Origin of the sequence: Vibrio penaeicida, assembly GCF_030689305.1 — a bacterium.
GTDB lineage: Bacteria > Pseudomonadota > Gammaproteobacteria > Enterobacterales > Vibrionaceae > Vibrio > Vibrio penaeicida_B.
This window is the reverse complement of the sequence record NZ_JAUYVM010000002.1, coordinates 135,236-159,651: the sequence shown is the minus strand read 5'-3', so window position 1 is coordinate 159,651 and position 24,416 is coordinate 135,236. Positions and strand designations below refer to the sequence as shown.

Here is a 24,416-nt window from a genome sequence, read left to right as displayed (position 1 = left end):
ACCCAAATAGCCTGAAGTCTGACTCTAAAGGAACTCGCAATGAAACGTTTTGCCTTCGCCCTACTTTTAGCTAGCTCATCAAACTTTGTGCATGCGGATCAAGCATTGTGCTTAGAAAAGAAATACGACAATTATGTTGATGCTTCTTTGACTTGGTATGAAGACCTCGTCTCTTTTACTATTCAAGATAACCCTGCACTCACCGATGTTGGTCAATGGTTTTTGAACGGACGAAAGAATCACTTCGAGCTCAATAGAGAAGCTGTGCATTACTATTTGAGCAACGACCCTAGCAAAGTTTCCACAGAACGATCAGTTGAGGCATGGTTAAAACTTGAGCAAAAAGAAATCAAAGTTCTCGCATCCAGAAGCGATAAACTTGGTCAACTCGCTAAAGTCACCTTCGATGATCGTCAATCTCAACCACATTCCCAAAACTACGAATTAAGAACCGCCTTTGCTGAACTCCTGAGTCATCCCAAGAAGATCGACAGCGCTTTGAACAAGTACAACCAAAGCATCAGTAAGCTAGAACAGGAACGCTGCCAGTAACGCACTGGCACGTCAGGTTAAAGTTTCGGCAAACATGCAAAACGGTAATAATTAAGACGGGACTTTGTGCCCGTTTTCGTTTAGATTGACCCGCTTGCAAACGTAGAAATATAAGTAAATAAGGTTATGGTATCTGAGAATAAGACAGCAGATGTAAGCTTTGAAAGTTTGCTGAAAATATTTACTGTGCCGGAAGCACCAGATTCAACACTTGGTCATATCGAGAATAAGTTATCGCAAAACTTAAACCAGTTTTTGCGAGAACATATCGTTGCTGAAGAAAAGCCTTTGGCCGACATTGAAAAGCAATTCTCTAACCCCTATTTGCCCGAACAGCCTCAGTTTGTATCTGAACACACGCAAAGCTTACTGGACAATTTAGTTTCTCAATCAGTTCACACTTCAGCGCCAAGCTTTATTGGTCACATGACCTCGGCACTCCCTTACTTCCTGATGCCGCTTTCAAAAATCATGATTGCGTTAAATCAGAACTTGGTAAAAATTGAAACGTCGAAAGCATTTACCCCGCTTGAACGCCAAGTGCTCGGAATGCTTCACGGGTTAATTTACCAAGAAACGCCCGATTTCTATCAGAAATGGATGCACAGCGCGAACCATTCGCTTGGTGCTTTTTGCTCTGGTGGAACCATCGCAAATATCACGGCACTATGGGTTGCGAGAAATAACGCTCTTAAAGCAGACGGTGAGTTTACAGGTGTAGAAAAAGAAGGTCTTTTCAAAGCCATGAAGCATTATGGCTATGACGGTTTAGCTATTTTGGTATCCGAACGTGGTCATTACTCCTTAAATAAAGCCGCAGATGTACTTGGCTTAGGAAGAGATTGCTTGGTTTCTGTTAAAACCGACAACCAAAACAAACTTTGCCCGAATGATCTAGAACTAAAAATTTCCGACCTAAAGCAACGCAATATTAAGCCTTTCGCCATTGTAGGAGTCGCTGGGACTACGGAAACAGGCAACATCGATCCATTAGAAGATATCGCTCGAATCAGCCAAGCACACGGTTGCCACTTCCATGTCGATGCAGCTTGGGGTGGTGCAACATTAATGTCTAATAACCACCGTCATTTACTCAAAGGCATCGAGCTAGCGGATTCCGTAACAATTGACGCTCATAAACAGCTATACATCCCTATGGGTGCGGGAATGGTGCTCTTCAAAGATCCGAGTGCCATGACTGCCATTGAGCATCATGCCCAGTATATTTTGCGTAAGGGTTCGAAGGATTTAGGCAGCCATACATTAGAAGGATCGCGTTCAGGAATGGCAATGCTGGTTTATTCAAGCATGCATATTATCAGCCGACCTGGTTATGAATTACTTATCGATCAGAGTATCGATAAGGCAAAATATTTTGCTTCTCTCGTTTCCAAACAACCCGACTTTGAGCTGGTGACTGAACCTGAACTTTGCTTACTCACATATCGATATATTCCGGTAGTGACAAAGCAAGCCCTTGAAATTGCGAGCGACGAACAATTAGACGAATTGCATGAAGCATTAAATGCGTTAACGAAACAAATTCAGAAGAAGCAACGGGAAACAGGTAAAACATTCGTTTCTCGAACCCGATTGAACCCTGAAAAATGGGGCTTTAGGCATACCATCGTATTTCGCGTTGTACTCGCCAACCCACTGACTACTGAAGACATACTCCAATCGGTTCTTCAAGAACAACGAGAAATTACGGCTGAGTTGCCGAAATTGATGACTCAAGTGACTGAGCTTTCTAAGAAAATATTGGACAAATAGCTCAGCACTGAAAAAATACGCAACTCTACACACATATTTTTGAAATTTACAAAAATGAAATTTTCTTTCCACCATTGAAAATTGATCACAGTAAAATAGGCGCAAATAGCGCTATTTGAGCGATTTCTCCAACAATTGGATTTCGGAACTGAAATTAAGTTTGAGGCTTGTCATATTATAGACATTTAATTCCCAAATTGCGGGTCTTTTAGTCAACCAACAGACCACCTTAGTTTATACTCGTCTGTATAAGCCATTGACCATCATCGATCATTCTGACTCGCTCCTTGTGGGTCCCATTTTACAGAATAAATGAAAAGATCGAGTCAATGAAGATGTTCTCTATACCTTTGTGAACGCGATGAATACATTAGAAAAAATACAGAAAAATTTGGAGAACTTCAGCAAGTCTGAACGTAAAGTTGCCGAAGTGATCATGGCATCTCCTCAAACCGCCATACACTCTAGTATTGCCACGCTTGCGAAAATGGCAGACGTTAGTGAACCAACCGTTAACCGATTCTGTCGTCGTCTGGATACCAAAGGTTTCCCAGATTTTAAACTTCATTTAGCTCAAAGTTTGGCGAATGGTACGCCTTATGTAAACAGGAACGTCGAAGAAGACGACGGACCCGATGCTTACACTCATAAGATTTTTGAATCGACTATGGCGTGCTTGGATGTTGCCAAAAATAGCATCGACTCAATGCAAGTTAACCGAGCCGTAGATCTTCTTACTCAAGCTAAACGTATCTCGTTCTTTGGTTTGGGGGCATCCTCTGCTGTTGCCAAAGATGCACAAAACAAATTCATCCGCTTTAACATCCCAATCAGTTGCTTTGAAGACATTGTGATGCAGCGTATGAGCTGCATCAACTGCACAGACAACGACGTTATCGTTCTGATTTCTCATACTGGTCGAACAAAGAGTTTGGTTGAAATTGCCAACCTCGCCCGAGAAAATGGCGCAACCGTTATAGCAGTTACAGCAAAAGATTCGCCACTTGATCGCGCTTCATCACTGTCTATTTCATTGGACGTGCCAGAAGATACGGATGTTTATATGCCAATGGCAAGCCGTGTTGTTCAAATGACGGTTATCGATGTTCTCGCTACAGGCTTTACGCTACGTCGCGGTTCTGGGTTTAGAGAAAACTTAAAGCGCGTCAAAGATGCACTGAAAGATTCACGTTACGACAAAATAGCGCAATACTGAGCCTAAACTGATCTGCTAAACCAAAGGCAGTGGCAGTTATCTATTTGGTGACAACTATATATCGATCTATTTAATACGGAGCCTTATGGCTCCGTTTTTTATTCTTCCTTTTCAAAATCATTATCTAAGGTTCGTTGACCAAACGCTTCCATGCTTTCTGTTTGTGAAGCCCGATCTGTTTGTGAAACCAGACCTGTTTTTGAAACACGATATTGCTCAGAGGTCCGGGTTATAGGGTGAGGAATCGCTCCCGTACATGGGCATACTTTTGACAATATATAGATCAGCCGATCGTAATTAAGCGGTATTGGATTACCTTTAATTGCAACGGTGCGCAGCGCGTCTTCCGCCACTTGCTCAAATGAGGTGTTACAAACTCCAAAAGTAGAAAGTTTAGGCAGTTTCAGCTTGTCGAGCATCGCACGTACCCAAATCACGCTGTCTTCTACATGCGCATCATCTTGTGCTGTTATGATCTGAGCAATTTTTTTGTAGCGGGATAATATATCTTCTCGCCCAAGCTGTTCCGCCGCATGAATGTTTTCCAGCATAACGTAGGGCGCTAATTGCGCAGTGATCACGCTATGAGGAGCTTTTAGTTTTCCACCTAGGGCAAATGCTAATCCATGGGCGGCACCCAACTTGGCATTGGTGGTTGCCATCCCACCCAACATTGCTGCAAAAGAAATGTCGGAGCGCGCTTCAGGGTGGTCATCTAAGCACGCAGGCAAAATCGCGCCTGAAAGTCTGCGTAGCCCCTCTTCACAAATCATATCCGTGAGCGGATTCGGATCGCCACACACGTATGCTTCCATTAAATGGGTAAAAGCATCCATCGCGCCTCTTCCTGAGGTTTGTGGCTCGGTCCCATACGTGAGTTCAGGATCTATAATGGCAAGATCTGGCAGCATATCAGGGCTTCGTAAACTCACTTTTACTCTATCTTGCCCAGAGCGAAGCACCGCATTCTTGGTCACTTCTGCACCAGTACTAGCGGTTGTAGGGATGGCAATAAAAGGAATCGGTTTTGATTTCAAAGGAACATCTCGACCTACCACTTCAACGTAATCGTAAAGATTACCTTGGTTTGGAATAATGGCTGCCAGAGCTTTCCCAGTATCAATTACGCTGCCGCCACCAATCGCTATCACCATTTCTGGGCGAAACTTTCTGCCTTGCACAGCTATCTCTTCAATCATCGCAATAAAAGGCTCACTTGAAATGGCGACATGATGAAAACGGATAGATTGCGAATTAAAATATTCAATGATAGGTAAAGCACGATTTCGATCTTCACCAGTAACAAGCAGAGCACTGTAGCCGTATTGAGAAATGGCCGATAGAGACGATGCTAGCGCACCTTCACCAAATACAATTTTTGTCGAAGTCATAAATTGAAACATGCAACCACCTTAAAAAATGCATAGTTTGAGCAGAGTGCCCTAGCGCACAGACTTGAACATTGATTTGCTTCAACTCCCCATTATTAATATTAGGCTTAAACCCTATTTTGACATCCCTTCGAATCAATCCATATTAGCTCGATAGCATAAATTGATCTTTGCCGAAAATCACAACTGTACTCCATAAAAAATTGATAGGTAGTACCTATTGAAGCAAATGGTTTTCCATACTTTATTTCCCTAGCCTATTCAGGCATAGTGGCACCATTAGAACAAAGGAGAAGAATATGTTTGTAGTGATTTTTGGTCGTCCTGGTTGCCCTTTTTGTGTGCGTGCAAAAGACCTTGCTGATAAATTGAAAGAAGAACGTGACGACTTTAACTACCGTTACGTTGATATCCATGCAGAAGGCATCAGCAAAGCTGACCTAGAAAAAACCGTAGGTAAGCCAGTTGAAACTGTGCCTCAAATTTTCGTTGACCAAGACCACGTTGGTGGGTTCACCGAATTTGAAGCATACGCAAAAGAAAACTTGGGTCTATACGATTAATCCCAAGACTCTGATTTTATTAAATTGCAGCTCGTTTCGACGAGCTGTTTTTGTAGGTTTGAATAACTAATAAAAAAATAAAGAAAAAGCGAACAAATCCCTTATTCCCTTTGACACTTTCAGTTACACTTCACATTCCTTTTCCATTCTGTCGCAGCGATTCCGAGTTAAAGAGCAGTGAACATCGATATCGTCACGTTATTAGAGCAAAACCCTATTTTGCTTATCTTCGTCGTGCTTGCCATTGGGTTAGGCATCGGCAAAATTCAATTTGGTCGTATGCAATTAGGCAGTGCCATTGGGGTATTGATTAGTGCCATACTCATGGGTAATCTTGGCTTTTCCTTTAATGCCGACGCATTAACCATTGGTTTCATGCTGTTTATATTTTGTGTAGGTATAGAAGCAGGACCAAACTTCTTTGGTATTTTCTTTCGCGACGGCAAGCATTATTTTATCTTGAGCCTTACCGTCCTCAGCTCCGCACTCGCTATAACGTACTTTGTGAGCAGTTATCTCGAGCTTGATTTTGGATTCTCTGCCGGAATGATGGCGGGTTCTTTAACGTCTACACCTATTTTGGTGGGTGCTCAAGATGCATTGAAAACGGGCTTAGCCACTGTACCGTCTGATATCACAATGGATAAAGTCCGTGAAAACCTCTCTGTTGGATACGCTATTGCCTATCTGGTTGGATTAACCAGTATGATTTTAATGGCTAAGTTACTTCCCAAATTTCAGAGGCAAAACCTTCATGATTCGGCCACACAAATTGCTCAAGAACGAGGGCTAGATACCTCCGCCCAGCGAAAAGTATATTTGCCCATTATTCGAGCCTACCGAGTTGGTACAGAATTGGTGGATTGGACAGACGGTAAAAACCTAAGAGAGCTGGGTATTTATCGCCAAACGGGGTGCTACATTGAGCGTATTCGACGAAATGGGATCCTAGCTCATCCAGATGGCGACGCTATCTTACAGCAAGGAGACGAAATCGCTTTAGTTGGTTACCCAGACAGTCATGCTCGACTGGATCCAAGCTTCAGAAACGGGAAAGAAGTGTTTGACCGAAATCTATTGGATTTGCGTATTGTTGAAGAAGAAATCGTTGTAAAAAGCGACAGCATTGCCGGTAAAAAGCTTTCGGATTTGAATCTTTCCGAATATGGGTGTTTCTTAAACCGAGTAGTGCGCGCGCAAATTGAAATGCCAATGGATTTGAATATCGTGCTTGCTAAGGGAGACATCCTTCAAGTAAGCGGGGAAAAAAGTCGCGTTATGGGTTTAGCTGAGCGAATCGGTTTCATCTCTATCCACAGTCAAATGGCCGACTTATTAGCATTCTGTAGCTTTTTTATTCTAGGTATTTTATTTGGTTTAATCACCATGACATTTGGGCAGGTGACTTTCGGGCTAGGGAATGCTGTTGGGCTTTTGCTCTCTGGGATAACTCTGGGATTCCTACGTGCTAACCACCCTACTTTTGGCTACGTTCCTCAAGGTGCCTTGAACATGGTCAAAGACTTGGGTTTAATGTTCTTTATGGTAGGCATTGGTTTAAGTGCTGGTGACAGTATTGTTTCTTACATGTCGAAAGTGGGCCCTCAGATATTAGGCGTAAGTTTACTTATAAGCGTAATCCCCGTCATGATTGCTTATCTAGTGGGCGCTTATGTGCTGAAGATGAACAGAGCACTATTAATTGGTGCTATTGTCGGTGCAAGAACGTGTGGCCCTGCAATGGATGTCGTCAATGAACAAGCTAAATCTACGATTCCGGCTTTGGGCTATGCGGGCACGTACGCGATCGCCAACATCTTGATGACTCTCGCTGGTACATTCTTGATCATCATTACCTAGGGTTATTACTTTTACTCAGGCATAAAAAAGGCGCTCACAGAGCGCCTTTTCATTAATACATTACAACTGGTTAGATATCTTGAACGTCGAATTCTACCAGTGGATTCACATCGGCTTCGTAGTCAACACCTTCGCAACCAAATCCGAATAACTTCAAGAACTCTTCTTTGTACTCAGCGTAGTCAGTTAGCTCTTTTAGGTTATCTGATGTGATTTGTGGCCAAAGTTCACGGCAGTACTTTTGAATGTCATCACGCAGTTCCCAGTCATCCAAACGCAAGCGGTTTTTGTCATCGACTTCTGCTACAGAACCATCTTCTTTGTATAAACGCTCGCTGAACATACGGAAGATTTGTTCCATACAGCCTTCGTGAACGCCTTCTTCGCGCATCTTCTTAAACACCATAGCAATGTAAAGAGGCATAACAGGAATAGCGGAGCTAGCCTGAGTAACAACCGACTTAAGCACAGCAACATTTGCGCTGCCGCCTGTGGTGCTAAGTTTGTCATTTAACGCTGTCGCTGCACGGTCAAGGTCCATTTTCGCTTTACCTAGCGCGCCATCCCAGTAGATAGGCCACGTTAGCTCAGTACCAATGTAGCTGTATGCTACTGTCTTACAACCTTCTGCCAAAACGCCAGCTTCTGATAGTGCTTGGATCCATAATTCCCAATCTTCACCACCCATGACTGTCACGGTATCTTTAATTTCCTGCTCGGTAGCAGGTTCAACACTCGCTTCAATGATTAGGTCTTTGTTTGTATCGACCGCTGTAGACGTGTAAGTATCACCGATAGGCTTTAGAGATGAGCGGATCACTTCACCTGTATCCGGAAGCTTACGTACTGGAGAAGCCAGTGAGTAAACCACCATATCGATCTGACCTAGGTCTTCCTTGATCAGATCAATTGTCTTTTGTTTTGCTTCATTTGAGAATGCGTCGCCATTTAAGCTTTTTGAGTACAAGCCTTCTTCTTTCGCTAGCTTGTCAAATGCAGCAGAATTATACCAACCGGCTGTTCCTGGTTTTTTCTCTGTGCCTGCTTTTTCGAAAAACACACCAATGGTTGATGCACCACCACCGAAAGCAGCGGCAATGCGTGAAGATAGGCCGTAACCGCTTGAAGAACCAACAACGAGCACGCGCTTAGGGGCATTTTTGATAGGACCTTGTGCTTTCGTATATTCGATTTGTTCTTTTACGTTTGCTTCACAGCCAACTGGATGTGTAGTGGTACAAATGAAGCCACGAATTCTTGGTTTGATGATCATATTCATTTCCCTTTAAAAAACGTTGCTAGGATAAAAGTTTACACACCGTTTAGCACCTAATTTCTTACAAAATGAGAAAGTGGTTGGAGCTGTTTGATCAAAAAAAGCGCTGCATTTCTGCAGCGCTTTTCCAATACAGGATAAATCCACGCTTACGCGACGCTATTTAGCGAAACCTCATTCGTTTTGTGAGTACGCGTTTCGACCAAATCATGGCTAAAGTGATCCACTTGGATTGCCATGTAGCGAAGTTTGTCTGCACTTAAGATTTCGTCCACTTCGACTTTGTTCAAAATCTTATGCTCGAGTGCTTGATCCAGTCGAACATTGAGTGGGGCTTTCTTGTCGATTTTGCCTTCTCTTATGCCTTGGATGACCTTGCGCTCATGACCTCTTACTTTGTACATAGCCATGAATGCATTTTCCATTAAACCAACAGGATCGTCGTTATCTTTACCGACATAACAGAGATGAGTTAGGCGATCTCGGTGGGCTCCAGGGGTCATTAGGCTGTTCGCAATCGCAACAGCATTATCATCCGATGCTTTCTTGAATCGGTTCCCCAGAGGGAAAACCAAGAAATTAAGGAATTTACCCGCAACTTTAGACGGGAAGTTTGAATACGCTTCTTGCAACGACTGAGCAGCATGGTGAAGACAATGGTTCATGGCGTAATGGACGTAATCCAAATCGGACTGCTGTCTACCGTCGTCCTCGTATTTCTTTAGCACTGCTGAACCCATGAATAAATAGCTAAGACCATCTCCCAATCGGGCGGAAATCATCTCTTTTCTCTTGAGTTCCCCACCAAGTGTCAGCATGGCAACATCTGCACTAATAGCCAAGGCACGGCTTAAGCGAGTCATGTGTTGGTAGTACTCTTTTGTTTCGCCGCTCATAGATGCAGAAACAAACTTGGAACCCGTTAGGGCAGCACCAAAAGCGCCAAAGGCATTCTTAGTTGCATGGCCTATATGCTTGAAAAGCAAGTCATCAAACTCTTTCGCTCCTTCTTTGGAGTCTGGATTCGCTGCCGCTTCCATTTCCTTCAATACATAAGGATGACATCGCGTTGCACCTTGACCAAATATCATCAGGTTGCGGGTCAAAATGTTCGCCCCTTCCACCGTAATCGCGACTGGAATTCCTGAATAATGGTGCGCCAGGTAATTCATCGGTCCTGTTTGAATTGCACGACCTGCGTGAATGTCCATTGAATCGTTCAGAATATCCCGCGCAATTTCTGTCATGTGATATTTAGCGATAGCGGTAACAATCCCTGGCTTTTCCTTCATGTCCAGTGAAGTTGTCGTTAGCGTGCGGGTGGCTTCAAGAAGGTAAGTAAGCCCCCCAATGCGACCCATGGCTTCCGCTACACCTTCGAACTTACCAATTGACATACCAAATTGTTTACGGACGTATGCATATGCACCCGTCGTACGCGCCGATAAATGTCCTATCGATGTGCCAAGGGCTGGTAATGAAATACCACGACCTGCAGAAAGGCATTCCACCAGCATCCGCCAGCCCTTTCCGGCATATTCAGATCCACCGATCAACCATTCCATAGGAATAAAAACATCGTTTCCGCGAGTCGGTCCATTCATAAACGCCAGACCGAGTGGATCGTGACGCTCACCCAATTCAACACCTTGGTGATCAGCTGGAATTAACGCACAGGTAATCCCTAGATCAGGGTTATCTCCAAGCAGTCCTTCTGGGTCTTTGAGCTTAAAGGCTAAGCCCAATACCGTCGCGACCGGTGCAAGGGTAATGTAACGCTTGTTCCAGCTAAGCCGAATACCAAGTACTTCTTTACCGTCATGTTCACCCATACAAACTGTTCCCTGATCAGGTATACCACCTGCGTCAGAGCCCGCTTCAGGGCCAGTTAAAGCGAAACAAGGAATATCACGACCATCAGCCAGACGCGGCAACCAGTAGTCTTTTTGTTCCTGTGTTCCGTAGTGAGAAAGCAATTCTCCGGGGCCAAGTGAGTTTGGCACCATCACACATACTGCGGCGCTGATGCTCTTTGTGGCAATTTTGGTCACAATGGTTGAATTGGCTAAAGAAGAAAACTCCCGTCCACCGTACTCTTTGGAAATAATCAATGAAAAGAAGCGCTCTTTCTTCAAATAGTCCCAAACTTCGTCAGGAAGATCTCGATCGTGCCTGACGATTTGGTCATCATTCAACATCGAGAGCAACGTTTCTAATTCATTATCAACGAAGCTTTGCTCTTCATCCGTCAGTTCAGGTTTAGGATATTGATGCAACATATGCCAATTTGGGGAGCCGCCAAACAGTTCGCCATCCCACCATACGCTGCCTGCTTCCATTGCCTCTTTCTCGGTGTCAGAGAGTGGTGGAAGCACTTTTTTGAAGAATTTGAACGCAGGGTCACTGACCCATTTTCTTCTTAGTTGTTTTAGAGAGCTCATGTTTCAGTCCTTTTGTTTCTTTATATAACTGATATTTATTTTTATTGGTTAGGTTCTGTTGACCTGTTTTTTAGTTTACGGCAACGCCTGCCGCTAAATAGGGTATGAGTTGGTCAATGATGGCTTCTGAGTCCACCTGTTTATCAAAATCATTAAAAGCAATTTCGGCTAATGCTTGGCTTGAAGCCATGGTGAATACACAAGTTCCTAGAGTGAAGTGTAGCCGCCAGAAAAGTGTTTCAGGAGTCAGAGAGGGGTTCGCTTTGCTAACCGAAGAGGTAAATTGAGTTAGTACTTCGTCATAACGCGTGGTAATGAACCAACGCAAGTGCCCCTGCACATCGGTATACCCTCGCCCAATCAATGACATGAATCGGCTCGCACCGTTTGGACGAAGCGTGTTTAAAGAAAGAAGCGGCTGCTTTAACGTTTGGAAGACCTCTTCCATTGAATAGTCCGTTGCTTGATTTAACTCGGAAAGCGCCCCCCCCAATGCAGGCATGAAAGCCTCTAGATATCTATTGAGCACTGCTCGTACTAAGGTTTTTTTGTCTCCGAAATGATAATTAACAGAAGCTAAGTTCACGTTCGCTTTACTTGTTATGGTTCTTAACGAAGTATCATTAAAGCCATGTTCAGCAAAGAGCGCTTCTGCAACATCTAAGATTTTGTCTTTGGTTTTATTCTTTGCACTCATTTCAATCACTCGTATTAAACGCTTGTTTGAAAATATACTCCTCTACAACTTATTTAACAAGGCGATAACATCACAAATCCATCACCTCATCGGTAACCACTTTTAGAAACTAGAAAAAATTTTAAAAATAATTTGAACTAAACGAATTTTGGTTAGTCCTAATTAATGTAACAAGCAGAGCATTTTGAGTTTAGGGCCGTATTAGACTGATTTAATCACTGTAACTTGTTACAAACGCTGCTTTTTTCTTATTAACTCCTATTTGTATCCGCCCAAATCCTTGTGGTTTGGGCTTTTTTTATCACTAAAACCCACTAGTACCTCACACACCAATTCATTTAATAATTAGCTCAATCTTTTCTCCCGAACACGATCCAATAATCACACCAAGACTAATTTATCAGCCACAACACTTTGTTTATTTGATAAAAATAAATAACATTATTTATTGTAATGATTTCTTGTGACAGTCTTCTATATTTTATTTTGAGGCTTACATTAGGGAGACATTACATGAACAAAGTCATCGTTGGCGGCTTACTTACCTTAGTTATGGTTTTAGGACTAAGTGGCTGTGACAGTAGTAGTTCTGCTGCTCAATCCCAAGCAACACCAACTTCTCAGTTGGTTCTTCCAGAACAGTTGGAGGTTGTGACTAATGAAAACAATTAAAATATTACTCGCCAGTAGCGTTCTTTTCTCTGGAGCAGGGTTGGCGGCTTTCGACGATATTGGAACCGATTACTCAAATGCTAACCAGAGGTCACATGTGTGGATTGAGGCGTTAGAGCCTATTGAGCTCGTAAACAGTATTTTGTGTTTTACAGCTCAGTTCAAAGCGACCAATTTTGCTAATCAAGGTCCCTATCTTGTTTTAGCTGATGAAGCTGCATGTTTTGATAACGAAGACGATGGATCAACTGGGCAGTCCTCAGGTGCAGCTAATTCCCCCGCTTATCTAAAAGCGGTGGCAAACGTTACTCGTGCGTCAGACAGTGACCCTCTCGTGATTAATGTCTGGATTCCAGAGATGTCTGGTGGTGATGGTGACCAAGCCATCAAATTTAAGGCTGAAGTGACATCTGGCGCGAGCGAAAGCAATCCATTTGGTGCCTTTACATTTAATTTCGAACTTTTCGACCAATTGGAAGGCACACAAAATGGTGCAGGTGAAATTGTTGCCTCGGACTCCGTCGAAAACTCCATTGGGTTTACTTTATATGAGTCCAGTACACGAGGAGCTGACACATATGTCCAAAGCGCAAGTGTGGTAATGAGCGCCGATAGATCAACGGGTAGCGCAATTACTTCAGCCGATCGTGGCAGTAATACTGGCAGCGCATACGCTTTGGCGTTCAATTCCAACAATGTATTGATCCAAAACGCCACAGACATTGACAGCCTCCCCTTTAAAACGGGCAGTAATACCGGGCAATGTCTAGACAGAACCCAGTTCAATGATTCCGTACATAGATACGATTTGTTTAACGCATCGACAGGAGCCAGCATTTCACTAAACAGTGGATTCTCTTTCCGCTATGACAGCAACAATGATTCACAAGTGGATGCCTACGGACATGTTGGGTACTGGGGAGTATGGACAGAAGGTGATACTACACTACCAAACGGGACAACTTTAGTAGCCGAAGATGAAAGTACAGGGACAAGTCAAAACTACACGTTGGTTACAGCACCAGGACGCTTAATTAAAAATGAAGTGAAAACGCTTGCTTTAAGTAATGCTCGTGGCGTTATTTTTTCATATTGGGATTCAAGCGTTTATAGCGCTGGTTACAATCAATGGGTTGTGAAATATCTCACGGTCAATGACGACTCTGTTGGTACTGATGGTTTCTATATTACCGACGGACTTAACTGGGGGGATAACGGGCAACAAATCACAGATGTGACCGACCAGCTGATATCGATATCCGCAGGTGAGTCTATCTACATGTGGTCTGAGCAACTTGGGGGAGAAGTAAAATACTTATATGGCAGTACAAGCTTAACTTTCTACGAACAAACCTTCATTAATGGCAGCGAAGTGGGGGTAGGAGATTTACTGGAATCAGGTTCTGTTGCCCTCAAGTGTTTTGACCGATGCCCTGTCGGTACGCTTGATTTGAGCGATTTAGCGAGCTTTGATGGTTCAGGTAGCCCTTATTCTGCACAAGTCGCCAACGTTGCTTCCGCTATTGATTTCTCATTCTCTGACTCAGGCAGTAACACACTAACATTGATGCGAACAAGTAATAGCGAGCCGGTTCAATACAACTCATCCATTACCAAGCAACAGTTAAATAACTCGCCTTACAACTGGGGTGTGAGATCAGGGCCAATGGTAACAAGTGACGTAGCAGCAACCATGACTAACATTTGGGATATTTATGACCCTAGCGTTGTGACCACCTATTATGTGTGGGAAACAGGGATCAGCCAATGGAACCAGCTCTCCACTGTTCGTAATAGCCAAAACAATATTGTCACCTTTGATAAACCAATTCAGTTCAGTTATACGCACAGTAATGCTAATGACCGCTCCGGTAGCGCAGGAAGCTATGCTGGGCAAACGTTCATGCTGAACTATGGCGGTAATGGCGACTTGTGGGGAATTCCCTATGAGAAGCAAGGTAATCAATATCGACCTAAGTTCTCATTGGCGGATGGTACGCTTGTTGGCCCTAGCGACATCTACGTGGTGAAAGCAATTGAAATCGAGCAGCAAATGCAAGACGCGACTGGGCAATGTACTGCACTAACCCTAGAGGAGCCTGCCGTGCCTGTGCCCACCTCCATCTCTGGTAATGCCAATATTGGGGTGATGCCAACGGTATCAGGGGAGCCATCTGTCATTGCAGGAGAGATCGTAGAATAAACGAATGAGCCCAAACTCAAAAAGCTCAATGCATCGGTTTTCATCCTCTGCATTGAGCTTTTTTTAATGCTTCTGTTTTTGTTTTATACCCAGATACTTTTGGTTCGATAAGAGCTGTTAGGAAAGCGGGCGTAAGTAAGCCAGAAATCTTTTCTCCGCGACTTTGAAGCAACCCAAAATGATGAAGGTCAGCCCCATATAAAACAGCCCAGCCGTTAAAAATGATTCGAAGGGAGCGTAGTAACGAGAGTTCACCAACCTAGCTGCCCCCGTCAAATCCATGATGGTAACGATGCCTGCTACTGCCGAACCATGAAGCATAAATATCACTTCATTACTGTATGCTGGCAGTGCTCTTCTCAAGGCACTTGGCAAAATAATTCTCCGATATGTCTTCCAAGTACTCATTCCGTATGCTTTTGCGGCTTCGACTTCCCCTTTAGGGAGCCCATTAATCGCGCCACGTATAATTTCAGCGGTATAAGCCGAAGTGTTCAACACAAACGCAACAAGCGCACAGAACCAAGCGTGTTCCCACAACGTATCTTTCACCGGAAAGAACTGATCCATTCCATAATAAATCAGATAGAGCTGAACCAAGAGCGGGGTTCCACGAAAGAAATAAATGAAACCCCAAGATGGCGTACTAATCAGATAATTCGCACTATTACGCGCTACCGCCAAAGGTATCGCAACCGTCAACCCAATGATCAGTGCCAAACCGACTAACCACACCGTGGTCCACAAACCTTCTAAGTAAACCGGGAAACTTTCTATTATCAATGAAAAGTCCATGGGATTACCTCGCGTGAATACTGAACTTACGCTCTACAAGCTTTAGGAAGCCAGTAGAAACGCTGGTAAAAATGAGAAAGATAACGGCAACAGTCATGTAAAAAGTGAAAGGCATTTTAGTTGAGCCCGCAGCCAAAGAGCTAACACGAACCATATCTTCTAAACCAATAATGGATACTAGAGCCGTCGTTTTGAGCAATACCAGCCAGTTATTACCGAAACCAGGTAATGCATGACGAATCATTTGAGGCAACAAGATACGTCGAAAGGCGAGAACATTACTCATGCCATATGCTTTACCGGCTTCGAGCTCACCTTTGTCCACCGCCATGATAGCGCCACGAAATGTCTCCGCCATGTAGGCCCCGAATATAAACCCTATCGTCAACACGCCTGCAACAAACGGGCTCACATCAATGTAATCCGGTAGGTAGGACACCCACTCATGGTCTGGATTGCTAGACGTCATCCACTCGTTCAACCATTCATTGATCGAATACAAGCTATTGTTAAGAAGAATCTGACCACCGAAGAAAATCAACATCATCAGAACAAGATCGGGTATGCCGCGAATGACGGTTGTGTACAACGTAGCGATGGCACGAGCCCAGCGATAAGGTGCGAGTTTGGCGAGTGCGCCTAGCATTCCTAATGCCATCGCAAGAATCAGTGACAGGATCGCGACTTCAATTGTAAGTAACGCGCCCTTTAATATCGAGACTTCGTATCCTTGAAGATCCAGCATATTTACATCCAGTAATACAACGAGCTGAGAAGAAAAAATAAGACCGTTTTTTTGAAGTAGCAGAGGCTGAAAAGCCCCTGCTTTTGTCGTCTAATCTTCTTTATTGAAGAGAAAAGCGGAAATTAATCGCCGTATACGTCATAGTTGAAGTATTTAGCAGCAATATCTTGATAAATGCCTTTCTCGCGTAGAGACTTGATTGCTTTATCAAGTTTAGCTGTAAGATCTTTATCTTGTTTGCGAACCGCGATACCAAAGCCATCACCAAACCACTTAGGATCGGTTAGCGAAGGACCCACAAACTCATATGCTTCCCCACCGTCTTTGTTAAGCACGCCTTCTTCAAGTGCAGATGCATCACCCAAAACCGATGCGATTCGCCCATTTGCTAAATCTAAGTAGGCCTCATCAAATGAGCCGTAACGTACAATCTCAACAGCCTTGTAGTTATCTGTTAGGTATTTGTCGTGCGTTGTGGCACGCTGAACACCAATCTTCACACCATCAAGGTTGTCAAAATTAATATTTGCACCTTTTTTAGCAATGAATTTGTTTGGAATCAGTGCGTATTTACCAGTGAAATCGATTTTCTTTTTACGTTCTTCAGTGATCGACATTGCCGCAATGATCGCATCGTATTTGCGAGCGAGAAGCGAAGGAATAATACCATCCCAGTCTTGTGGAACGATTTTACATTTCACAGCCATCTCTTTACATAGAGCATTGGCCATATCCACATCAAAGCCCTTCAAAGAACCATCAGCTTCCGTCCAACTAAACGGAGGATAAGCGCCTTCAATTCCAAAACGTACTGTCTTCCAATCCTTTGCTTGAACAGTACCAGCAATAGCCGTAGCTGCTAAAGTTGCAGCGAGTAACCATTTTTTCATTTCCATACTCCTGTGAATGGTTTCAAATATTGTGTTTACTTACTTTGGTGCTTAATGACCAATTATTCTTAAATCAATACTTAAGCAAACAATGCTTAGTAAATTGAAGATATAAACTGCTGAAGCCTTTCGGATTCAGGGTTTGTAAATAGTTTAGATGGATCTCCCTGTTCTTCCACCAAGCCTTGATGCAAAAACATGACATGATTAGAAACATCGCGAGCAAAAGCCATTTCATGTGTGACGACAAGCATGGTTCTGCCCTCTTCCGCGAGATCACGCATAACCCCCAACACTTCACCAACAAGCTCCGGATCTAGTGCCGACGTCGGCTCATCAAATAACATAACTTCTGGATCCACAGCGAGTGCCCTTGCAATTGCCGCACGCTGTTGTTGCCCACCAGAGAGATGACCAGGATAATAATCTTTACGCTCGTAGAGACCCACTTTCTTCAGCAGTTCTTCTGCCTTTTCTTTCGCTTCCGCTTTTGGCACACCCAACACATGAACAGGCGCTTCCATAACGTTCTCTAAAACTGTCATGTGTGACCATAGATTAAACCCTTGAAAAACCATGGCTAAACGAGAACGGATTCGTTGCACTTGCTTTTCATTTGCGGGTAAAGATTCGCCACGACGATTTTGCTTCATTTGGATCAACTCGCCGTTAACCCATATTTCGCCAGCAGTAGGCGTCTCAAGTAGGTTGATACATCTAAGGAAGGTACTCTTTCCTGAACCGGAAGAGCCGATAATTGAAATTACGTCCCCTTTATGGGCTTCTAGTGAAATGCCTTTTAAAACTTCGTTCTGTCCGAATGTTTTGTGCAGTTCTTTTATATCCAGCGCGGTTACATCCTTCATGCGCTTTTACTCCCTGTATTTTTCCGACTGCAAGGTACTCCGACCTCTAATTGTGTTACAAGCTAGCATTCAAGAAACCTTCTTGCAACATATTATTAACTTTGAAATTTTCATTATTCAGACAATATAACTGAATAAGTATTCATCGACCAGACTTTATCATCGGTAAATCTGGATAATGATGTAAAAAGAGCCTCTTTAATGAGGCTCTTAAAAGTTAATTTTTGTGACGTCAAAAATGCGTTAGTTCACGCTATTCGAGATCGTAATACTTGTTTTACCCATTAACGAAATATAGCGTGTCTTTTCAGATGAAGGCTGTATTACCGGACCATTTACGTCGAAGTTGTTACTCGCCGTACCTGACGCCAGATTTTGGACATCAATAAAGTTGGACATAAAGTGCTGAGTCATAGCAGTGCTTGTCTCACTCAATGATCCCAGCCCGATTTCTATTCTATTGGAAGAAGATGGAGATAACGCTGAATACTTGCTCTCCATCAATACCTGAGTACTACGAGGCATTGAAATAATCGTTTGGTAATAGTTGCTTCCATCCGACGTATTGGAGCGGACATGAACACGCTGGATGTTGTAATTTGAAGCGGTATACCCTTGGCTTTCTACACAGCGTGTACCACTACAGTTAGATGTCGTAACAGACGCTGCAAAATTAGTCAGAGTTGGGGGAGTGATAGTCTTTGCGGTTGAATTAACAGAATACATTCCTTTATACGCCCAAGACCCGTTAGTTGTTGTGCCGTTGATTTTCATTGCCCATGTGCTGAATGGACCATTTCCATCAACAAATGAAAAGTTTGTGCTTGACTGATAGATTGGCTGCCACTGATAAAGATGCCCATTGTGAGATACTTCTATCTCGTTTCCACTAGATAAGGTTAAGTCCGTAAAGCTTATACCTGGCTGGACTAAATTGGTGTCGGAAAGCGTAACCGTTTTGTTATCGGGGTGAGTGTTCTGATTATGTGCGAAGTCACCACCAACAAACGCATAATTCCGTAAATCTAGCGCCTGAGAACTTGTGTAGGTTTCATACTGTGTGAGTAGAATTTTTTCAGTCGCCGGAATTGGCGCGATAACAGGAATTTTGTTTGGAAATGTTGCCACAGCACCAGAAACGCTCTTATCAATGTAGCTTGATTGCACGTATTTAGATGCAGGGGCATTAACCGTAATACCCGCGTTTGTGTCTGGAGTGATTGAAGAGGGGAGCGCTTCTCCGGTTGAATAACAAGAGTATGCGCCAGGTTTACGCAAGTTGAAGACCATATTATTTATAAATGGTTTTTCAACAGAATAAGAATACAGTGCTCTTCCTGAACCGATTAACCCATCCACTTCTTCAACGGTGACATATCCATTCGCTGGAATGTCGTCATAGTTAATACTTACCGTACCGTAAGCGTTGGGGGCTAGTTCTTTTACCAGTTTACCAATCGAATTATGTATCGATGTCACTACATTTTGTGTAGCACGGTATGCATAGATGCGCTTTGAATTGTCATTCGTGTCTATCGCGTAAACTGCACAATCGGCATTTGCTGAACTAGGCACTTCTGACCGCAGATTAACAAGTTGCCAGTTGTAGATTGTTGGTGCTGGGGGTGGAGTAGGCTCAGGGGCTGGAGGTGTTGGTGGCTTGCTATTACTACCCGTGCTGCTTTTGCTCTCTGAGCCGCAACCAGACAATGCCACCAATGAGGCGACAATAATGGCGCTGTACTTCATCTTGTTCATTCTTTATCCCCAAAAGTGGCAACCTATTGCCACTGAAAGTTCATTTCTCTTTATAAGGACATAAAAGCAAAAACCAAGCCATGTTTTTTAACTCTTTAGGTTTAATACAAAAAAAGCGCAAAAACGGATTTTTAAAAACGTTTTTATCGTACTGAAAATGGTCAATTCATCTGATTTCTCATGACCTTATTGATAGGAATCATGTTTTTACAAGTCGACCTGATAGGTGCTTCGCAAATTTTGTATATTTCCAAAAATAAACGTAACCAACTTACGTATTCTGTCCTGCCTCTCATGCTTACACCGCCGTATTGTAATTTTATTTCATCTTTAGCCTTAAAGTGATCAAGATCAATCATTCAAAAGCGGCTGTTGATAAACTCGCATTAAACGAAAAAACAAGAAATTAGTCCGAAATTTAGTTTCATATTATGCCAAACTAGCTCAATTATTTCGTGCTACTAATTAGATTGATGAATGGTGATATCTTTTCTCCAATTCATCGCTTTGAAGAATTACTAACTTTAAGAAAACGAGGATTCTATGTCCGACGCCGTCCATAAAGACAACTCAGACGCAATAGATGAAAAAAGCTATAGCGAACTGCATAGACCAGCTTCAGAATTCGACAATCGTTCCGATTATCTAGATCACGAGCTTCAAATCATGAAGCCTCGCCGCTACGGTTTGAACCTTCCAGGTCGCGACTTTCGATTTGAGCTTGAAGATCTGGTCCCTGCATTAGCGGGCACCATTGGCATTATTGCAATGTACTCAGCCGTAATGATGTCATGGGCAGACGGTCTTACTGCTGCTTGGGATCATGTTAATCTCGGTAAAGAGTTTGCCATTGAAGTCGCACGAGTAGAAATGCTTATTCCTGCCCTTCTATTTTGTATTCTGGCATCTGGATTTATAAACCCTAGGGCAAACTTAGCCGGTAACCACGGTCCAATGATTCCACTAATCGGTACGATTGCTCTTGCCGGTGCTCACCCTCTTGCTCTAGCAATTCTTCTTGGTGTCTTTGGTCTCCTTCTCAGCTATTTCAAGGGAGGTTCAAAACTGGTTAACCTCACCTCGGAAGGCACCGCTGGTGGCTTACTCATATTCCTCGGCTTTACTGGAACCATGAGCCAAATTGGTTCTATTCAAAGCTGGGCGACAGGCCTACAGTCGGCAGATGTTGCCGCTGGTAGCATGGGTTACGTCGGTTTAGTTGTGTTAGCTGTCACCATCGTTATTTATGCGTTTCTTGCGAAAATCAACATGCGCTGGTTAGCCATACCGGTGTGCGCTGCTGTCGGTTTAGTGATTGCACTCGCACTGGGAGCAAGTTTCGACCTTAGATTTGAAACAGAAATGGGCTTACCTAACCTAAACCCTGTTTATTGGTGGGGAAGCACAGAAACAGGTTGGCAATTAGGCTTACCTACCATGCAGCACTTTATTGCTTCGTTGCCTTTCGCCATTCTAGCCGTTGCGATGTGGTCACCAGACTTCCTTGGACACCGAATTTTCCAAGAATTGAACTACCCAAAACGTACAAACAGAGTACTGATGGATGTCGATGACACCATGACCATGTGTTCGGTTCGCCAAATGGTTGGTACAGCAGTCGGTGGCGGTAACATCACTTCTTCATGGGGTACTTACATGATCCCAGCCGCCATTGCTAAACGTCCAATTCCTGCTGGTGCGATTTTGCTTGGCTCACTGTGTATCATTGTTGCCATACTTGGTTTCCCAATGGATGTAGCGGTTTGGCCCCCAGTTATGCGAGTAGCGCTGTTAGTAGGTGTATTCCTTCCGCTTCTTGAAGCAGGCATGCAAATGGTTAAAGACACCAAAGACTCACAAGCTGCTGGTATCTGTATATTTGGCAGCGCAGTTGTTAACCCAGTACTTGCATGGGCAATCACTATGTTGCTAGACAACAACGGCCTTATTGGTGACAAAGAGCGCTCAAAGAAACTTTCTTTTATAGACAGAGTTGTGATCCCTGGTGGTGTACTCATTATTTGCTTAATTGCTATGCTGGCAGTTGGTATGCTAGAAAGCCAATACGGGCTTACATCTTGGTTATAAATTAAAATATTTTGTGGGTGACAAGCTTTGTCACCCACTTTTTATCAACTTTTTTTGATATTTATTGATTTAGTTTAAGGTTTGCAAAAATTTTTTAGCCTATTCTAAGACACGAAGAAAAAAGAAAGCACTTTTCAAATTGTAGATAAAAATGAATAACCAGTAGCAACATGCATGGTTTCATGAAGAAAAATCGAGACTATTCATATTGTTATTAATTAGAGTGTACTGCTCCTTAAGAAAAGGATAGCTGGCTCAACGGCGAAGACAGTACGGTTTTTTTGCTACTAAAAAGGTAGGTATGTCATGGCAGAGCAATTTGCTAAAGCTTGGGAAGGTTTTGCTAAAGGTGACTGGCAAAACGAAGTTAACATTCGTGATTTCATTCAAAAGAACTATACGCCATATGAAGGCGACGAATCTTTCCTAGTATCTGAAGGCACTGAAGCAACAAACACGCTTTGGGCTAAAGTAATGGAAGGCATTAAGCTAGAAAACAGCACTCACGCTCCTGTTGATTTCGATACTTCTGTTATCTCTACCATCACGTCACACGATGCTGGTTACATCAATAAAGATCTTGAGACTATCGTAGGTCTTCAAACAGAAGCTCCGCTTAAACGTGCAATCATGCCTAATGGCGGCGTACGTATGATCGAAGGTTCTTGTAAAGCATACGGTCGCACTCTTGACCCGCAAGTTTCTAAAATCTACTCGGAATACCGCAAAACACACAACCAAGGTGTTTTTGATGTCTACTCTCCAGACATCCTAAAGTGTCGTAAGTCTGGTGTTCTAACCGGTCTTCCTGATGCATACGGTCGTGGTCGTATCATCGGTGATTACCGTCGTGTTGCACTGTACGGCGTAGATTTCCTAATCAAAGACAAGGTTGCTCAATTCCACTCTACTCAAGATCAACTTGAGTCTGGTGAAGATTTGCAAATGACAATGCAACTTCGTGAAGAGATTCAGGAACAACACCGCGCACTAGGTCAGTTGAAAGAGATGGCTGCTTCATATGGCTATGATATTTCTGCTCCTGCGACTACTGCTCAAGAAGCGATTCAGTGGACATACTTTGGCTACCTAGCGGCAGTTAAGTCTCAGAATGGTGCAGCAATGTCTCTCGGTCGTACTTCTACGTTCCTTGATGTGTACGTTGAGCGCGATATTGCAGCAGGCATCATCACAGAAGAACAAGCTCAAGAAATGATCGACCACTTCGTAATGAAGCTGCGTATGGTTCGCTTCCTACGTACTCCTGAGTACGATGAGCTATTCTCTGGCGACCCAATCTGGGCAACAGAATCTATGGGTGGTATGGGTATTGATGGTCGTACGTTGGTTACACGTACTAACTTCCGATTCCTAAATACGCTATACACTATGGGACCTTCTCCAGAGCCAAACATCACTGTACTTTGGTCTGAGCAATTACCTGAAGGCTTCAAGAAGTTCTGTGCGAAGGTATCTATTGATACTTCTTCTATACAGTACGAAAATGACGATCTAATGCGTCCAGACTTCAACAACGATGATTACGCTATCGCATGTTGTGTATCTCCAATGATCATCGGTAAGCACATGCAGTTCTTTGGTGCTCGTGCAAACCTCGCTAAAACACTTCTTTACGTTATCAACGGTGGTGTTGATGAGAAACTGAAGATGCAGGTTGGTCCGAAGAGCGAACCAATGACTGAAGAGTACCTAGACTTCGATAAAGTTTGGGCAGGTCTAGACAACCTAATGGATTGGCTAGCGAAACAGTACGTAACAGCACTAAACGCTATCCACTACTCACACGACAAGTACAGCTACGAAGCAGCGCTTATGGCTCTTCATGACCGTGACGTTCTTCGTACTATGGCTTGTGGTATCGCTGGTCTTTCTGTTGCTGCTGATTCTCTGTCTGCTATTAAGCACACTAAAGTTAAACCAATCCGTGATGAAGACGGCATTGCTATCGATTTCGAAATCGAAGGCGATTACCCGAAATTTGGTAACAACGATTCACGTGTTGATGACATGGCTTGTGAACTTGTTTCCAACTTTATGGCGAAAATCCGTAAGCTTAAGACTTACCGAAATGCAGTACCAACTCAATCTATCCTAACTATCACTTCTAACGTGGTATACGGTAAGAAAACAGGTACTACACCAGACGGTCGTAAAGCCGGTGCTCCTTTCGCTCCTGGTGCTAACCCAATGCACGGTCGTGACGAGAAAGGTGCAGTCGCCTCTCTAACATCAGTTGGTAAACTTCCGTTTGCTGATGCGAAAGATGGTATCTCTTACACATTCTCAATCGTACCAAACGCACTTGGTAAAGAAGAAGATTCACAACGTGCTAACCTTGCTGGCCTAATGGATGGTTACTTCCACCATGAAACAGGCATTGAAGGTGGACAGCACTTGAACGTGAATGTTCTTAACCGTGAAACGCTAGAAGATGCTGTTAAGCACCCAGAGAACTACCCTCAGCTAACAATCCGTGTATCGGGCTACGCTGTTCGTTTCAACTCTCTGACCACTGAACAGCAGAAAGACGTTATTGCTCGTACTTTCACTGAATCTCTGTAATCACTGAGTTCTAAAATACAAGCCCCCGAAAATTCGGGGGCTTTTTT

At 43.4% G+C, this 24,416-nt stretch carries 18 protein-coding genes; 9 read left to right on the top strand and 9 right to left on the bottom strand.

Features of this window, described 5'->3' with window-relative positions; genetic code table 11:
- Positions 1-39: 39 nt before the first annotated feature.
- From Q8W40_RS03845 to Q8W40_RS03835, 3 genes are all read left to right on the top strand, one after another.
- Positions 40-552 (top strand): hypothetical protein, encoded by a 513-nt coding sequence (locus Q8W40_RS03845; protein ID WP_305395954.1) that lies wholly within the window; start codon positions 40-42, stop codon positions 550-552.
- 126 nt (positions 553-678) lie between these two features.
- Positions 679-2,325 carry a pyridoxal-dependent aspartate 1-decarboxylase PanP gene (gene panP, locus Q8W40_RS03840; RefSeq protein WP_305395953.1) on the top strand — a complete coding sequence of 549 codons (1,647 nt, stop codon included), beginning with the start codon at positions 679-681 and terminating at the stop codon, positions 2,323-2,325.
- A gap of 361 nt (positions 2,326-2,686) precedes the next feature.
- Positions 2,687-3,541, top strand: coding sequence for a MurR/RpiR family transcriptional regulator (locus Q8W40_RS03835; protein WP_101114979.1), 855 nt, complete (start codon positions 2,687-2,689; stop codon positions 3,539-3,541).
- Between the two features lie 98 nt (positions 3,542-3,639).
- On the opposite strand, the gene Q8W40_RS03830 is transcribed toward Q8W40_RS03835, so the two are convergent.
- Positions 3,640-4,944, bottom strand: coding sequence for an iron-containing alcohol dehydrogenase (locus Q8W40_RS03830; protein ID WP_305395952.1), 1,305 nt, complete (start codon positions 4,942-4,944; stop codon positions 3,640-3,642).
- 287 nt (positions 4,945-5,231) lie between these two features.
- On the opposite strand from Q8W40_RS03830, the gene Q8W40_RS03825 reads away from it, so the two are divergent.
- Entirely contained in the window at positions 5,232-5,495 is a 264-nt protein-coding gene (locus Q8W40_RS03825) for a GrxA family glutaredoxin (RefSeq protein WP_101114977.1), read from the top strand.
- Between the two features lie 177 nt (positions 5,496-5,672).
- On the top strand, positions 5,673-7,355 hold the full coding sequence (locus Q8W40_RS03820) for an aspartate:alanine antiporter (protein ID WP_104400751.1): 1,683 nt from the start codon (positions 5,673-5,675) through the stop codon (positions 7,353-7,355).
- Between the two features lie 70 nt (positions 7,356-7,425).
- Here Q8W40_RS03820 and fabV read toward each other — a convergent pair whose 3' ends face one another.
- From fabV to Q8W40_RS03805, 3 genes are all read right to left on the bottom strand, one after another.
- Positions 7,426-8,628, bottom strand: coding sequence for an enoyl-ACP reductase FabV (gene fabV / locus Q8W40_RS03815; RefSeq protein ID WP_305395951.1), 1,203 nt, complete (start codon positions 8,626-8,628; stop codon positions 7,426-7,428).
- Positions 8,629-8,780: 152 nt separating this feature from the next.
- Positions 8,781-11,072 (bottom strand): acyl-CoA dehydrogenase, encoded by a 2,292-nt coding sequence (locus tag Q8W40_RS03810; protein WP_305395950.1) that lies wholly within the window; start codon positions 11,070-11,072, stop codon positions 8,781-8,783.
- A 70-nt stretch (positions 11,073-11,142) separates the two neighbouring features.
- On the bottom strand, positions 11,143-11,769 hold the full coding sequence (locus Q8W40_RS03805; protein WP_305395949.1) for a TetR/AcrR family transcriptional regulator: 627 nt from the start codon (positions 11,767-11,769) through the stop codon (positions 11,143-11,145).
- A 513-nt stretch (positions 11,770-12,282) separates the two neighbouring features.
- Here Q8W40_RS03805 and Q8W40_RS03800 point away from each other — a divergent pair.
- Complete coding sequence (locus Q8W40_RS03800) at positions 12,283-12,441, top strand: hypothetical protein (RefSeq protein ID WP_180958482.1); 159 nt, start codon at positions 12,283-12,285, stop codon at positions 12,439-12,441.
- Positions 12,428-14,644 (top strand): hypothetical protein, encoded by a 2,217-nt coding sequence (locus Q8W40_RS03795; protein WP_305395948.1) that lies wholly within the window; start codon positions 12,428-12,430, stop codon positions 14,642-14,644. The genes Q8W40_RS03800 and Q8W40_RS03795 overlap by 14 nt, the downstream gene beginning before the upstream one ends.
- A 117-nt stretch (positions 14,645-14,761) precedes the next feature.
- Here the strand turns inward: Q8W40_RS03795 and Q8W40_RS03790 are convergent, their stop codons facing one another.
- The 5 genes from Q8W40_RS03790 to Q8W40_RS03770 form a co-directional block, all read right to left on the bottom strand.
- Entirely contained in the window at positions 14,762-15,439 is a 678-nt protein-coding gene (locus Q8W40_RS03790) for an ABC transporter permease (protein WP_305395947.1), read from the bottom strand.
- Between the two features lie 4 nt (positions 15,440-15,443).
- On the bottom strand, positions 15,444-16,184 hold the full coding sequence (locus Q8W40_RS03785; RefSeq protein WP_305395946.1) for an ABC transporter permease: 741 nt from the start codon (positions 16,182-16,184) through the stop codon (positions 15,444-15,446).
- Between the two features lie 122 nt (positions 16,185-16,306).
- A complete protein-coding gene (locus Q8W40_RS03780) occupies positions 16,307-17,074 on the bottom strand; it encodes an ABC transporter substrate-binding protein (protein ID WP_305395945.1) in 768 nt (255 codons plus the stop codon).
- A gap of 95 nt (positions 17,075-17,169) precedes the next feature.
- Complete coding sequence (locus tag Q8W40_RS03775; RefSeq protein WP_305395944.1) at positions 17,170-17,940, bottom strand: ABC transporter ATP-binding protein; 771 nt, start codon at positions 17,938-17,940, stop codon at positions 17,170-17,172.
- A 243-nt stretch (positions 17,941-18,183) separates the two neighbouring features.
- A complete protein-coding gene (locus Q8W40_RS03770; RefSeq protein WP_305395943.1) occupies positions 18,184-19,698 on the bottom strand; it encodes a hypothetical protein in 1,515 nt (504 codons plus the stop codon).
- A 543-nt stretch (positions 19,699-20,241) separates the two neighbouring features.
- Here Q8W40_RS03770 and Q8W40_RS03765 point away from each other — a divergent pair.
- Both Q8W40_RS03765 and pflB read left to right on the top strand, forming a co-directional pair.
- Positions 20,242-21,786, top strand: a complete 1,545-nt coding sequence (locus tag Q8W40_RS03765; protein ID WP_305395942.1) for a DUF3360 family protein — start codon at positions 20,242-20,244, stop codon at positions 21,784-21,786.
- A 306-nt stretch (positions 21,787-22,092) separates the two neighbouring features.
- Positions 22,093-24,369, top strand: a complete 2,277-nt coding sequence (gene pflB, locus Q8W40_RS03760) for a formate C-acetyltransferase (protein WP_305395941.1) — start codon at positions 22,093-22,095, stop codon at positions 24,367-24,369.
- Positions 24,370-24,416: the final 47 nt, after the last annotated feature.

Excerpts from the sequence above, each read along its gene's own strand:
- Q8W40_RS03845 (WP_305395954.1), top strand. The coding sequence starts at position 40 with ATGAAACGTTTTGCCTTCGCCCTACTTTTAGCTAGCTCATCAAACTTT.
- panP (WP_305395953.1), top strand. The coding sequence starts at position 679 with ATGGTATCTGAGAATAAGACAGCAGATGTAAGCTTTGAAAGTTTGCTG.
- Q8W40_RS03835 (WP_101114979.1), top strand. The coding sequence starts at position 2,687 with ATGAATACATTAGAAAAAATACAGAAAAATTTGGAGAACTTCAGCAAG.
- Q8W40_RS03830 (WP_305395952.1), bottom strand. The coding sequence starts at position 4,944 with ATGTTTCAATTTATGACTTCGACAAAAATTGTATTTGGTGAAGGTGCG.
- Q8W40_RS03825 (WP_101114977.1), top strand. The coding sequence starts at position 5,232 with ATGTTTGTAGTGATTTTTGGTCGTCCTGGTTGCCCTTTTTGTGTGCGT.
- fabV (WP_305395951.1), bottom strand. The coding sequence starts at position 8,628 with ATGATCATCAAACCAAGAATTCGTGGCTTCATTTGTACCACTACACAT.
- Q8W40_RS03810 (WP_305395950.1), bottom strand. The coding sequence starts at position 11,072 with ATGAGCTCTCTAAAACAACTAAGAAGAAAATGGGTCAGTGACCCTGCG.
- Q8W40_RS03805 (WP_305395949.1), bottom strand. The coding sequence starts at position 11,769 with ATGAGTGCAAAGAATAAAACCAAAGACAAAATCTTAGATGTTGCAGAA.
- Q8W40_RS03800 (WP_180958482.1), top strand. The coding sequence starts at position 12,283 with ATGAACAAAGTCATCGTTGGCGGCTTACTTACCTTAGTTATGGTTTTA.
- Q8W40_RS03795 (WP_305395948.1), top strand. The coding sequence starts at position 12,428 with ATGAAAACAATTAAAATATTACTCGCCAGTAGCGTTCTTTTCTCTGGA.
- Q8W40_RS03790 (WP_305395947.1), bottom strand. The coding sequence starts at position 15,439 with ATGGACTTTTCATTGATAATAGAAAGTTTCCCGGTTTACTTAGAAGGT.
- Q8W40_RS03785 (WP_305395946.1), bottom strand. The coding sequence starts at position 16,184 with ATGCTGGATCTTCAAGGATACGAAGTCTCGATATTAAAGGGCGCGTTA.
- Q8W40_RS03780 (WP_305395945.1), bottom strand. The coding sequence starts at position 17,074 with ATGAAAAAATGGTTACTCGCTGCAACTTTAGCAGCTACGGCTATTGCT.
- Q8W40_RS03775 (WP_305395944.1), bottom strand. The coding sequence starts at position 17,940 with ATGAAGGATGTAACCGCGCTGGATATAAAAGAACTGCACAAAACATTC.
- Q8W40_RS03770 (WP_305395943.1), bottom strand. The coding sequence starts at position 19,698 with ATGAACAAGATGAAGTACAGCGCCATTATTGTCGCCTCATTGGTGGCA.
- Q8W40_RS03765 (WP_305395942.1), top strand. The coding sequence starts at position 20,242 with ATGTCCGACGCCGTCCATAAAGACAACTCAGACGCAATAGATGAAAAA.
- pflB (WP_305395941.1), top strand. The coding sequence starts at position 22,093 with ATGGCAGAGCAATTTGCTAAAGCTTGGGAAGGTTTTGCTAAAGGTGAC.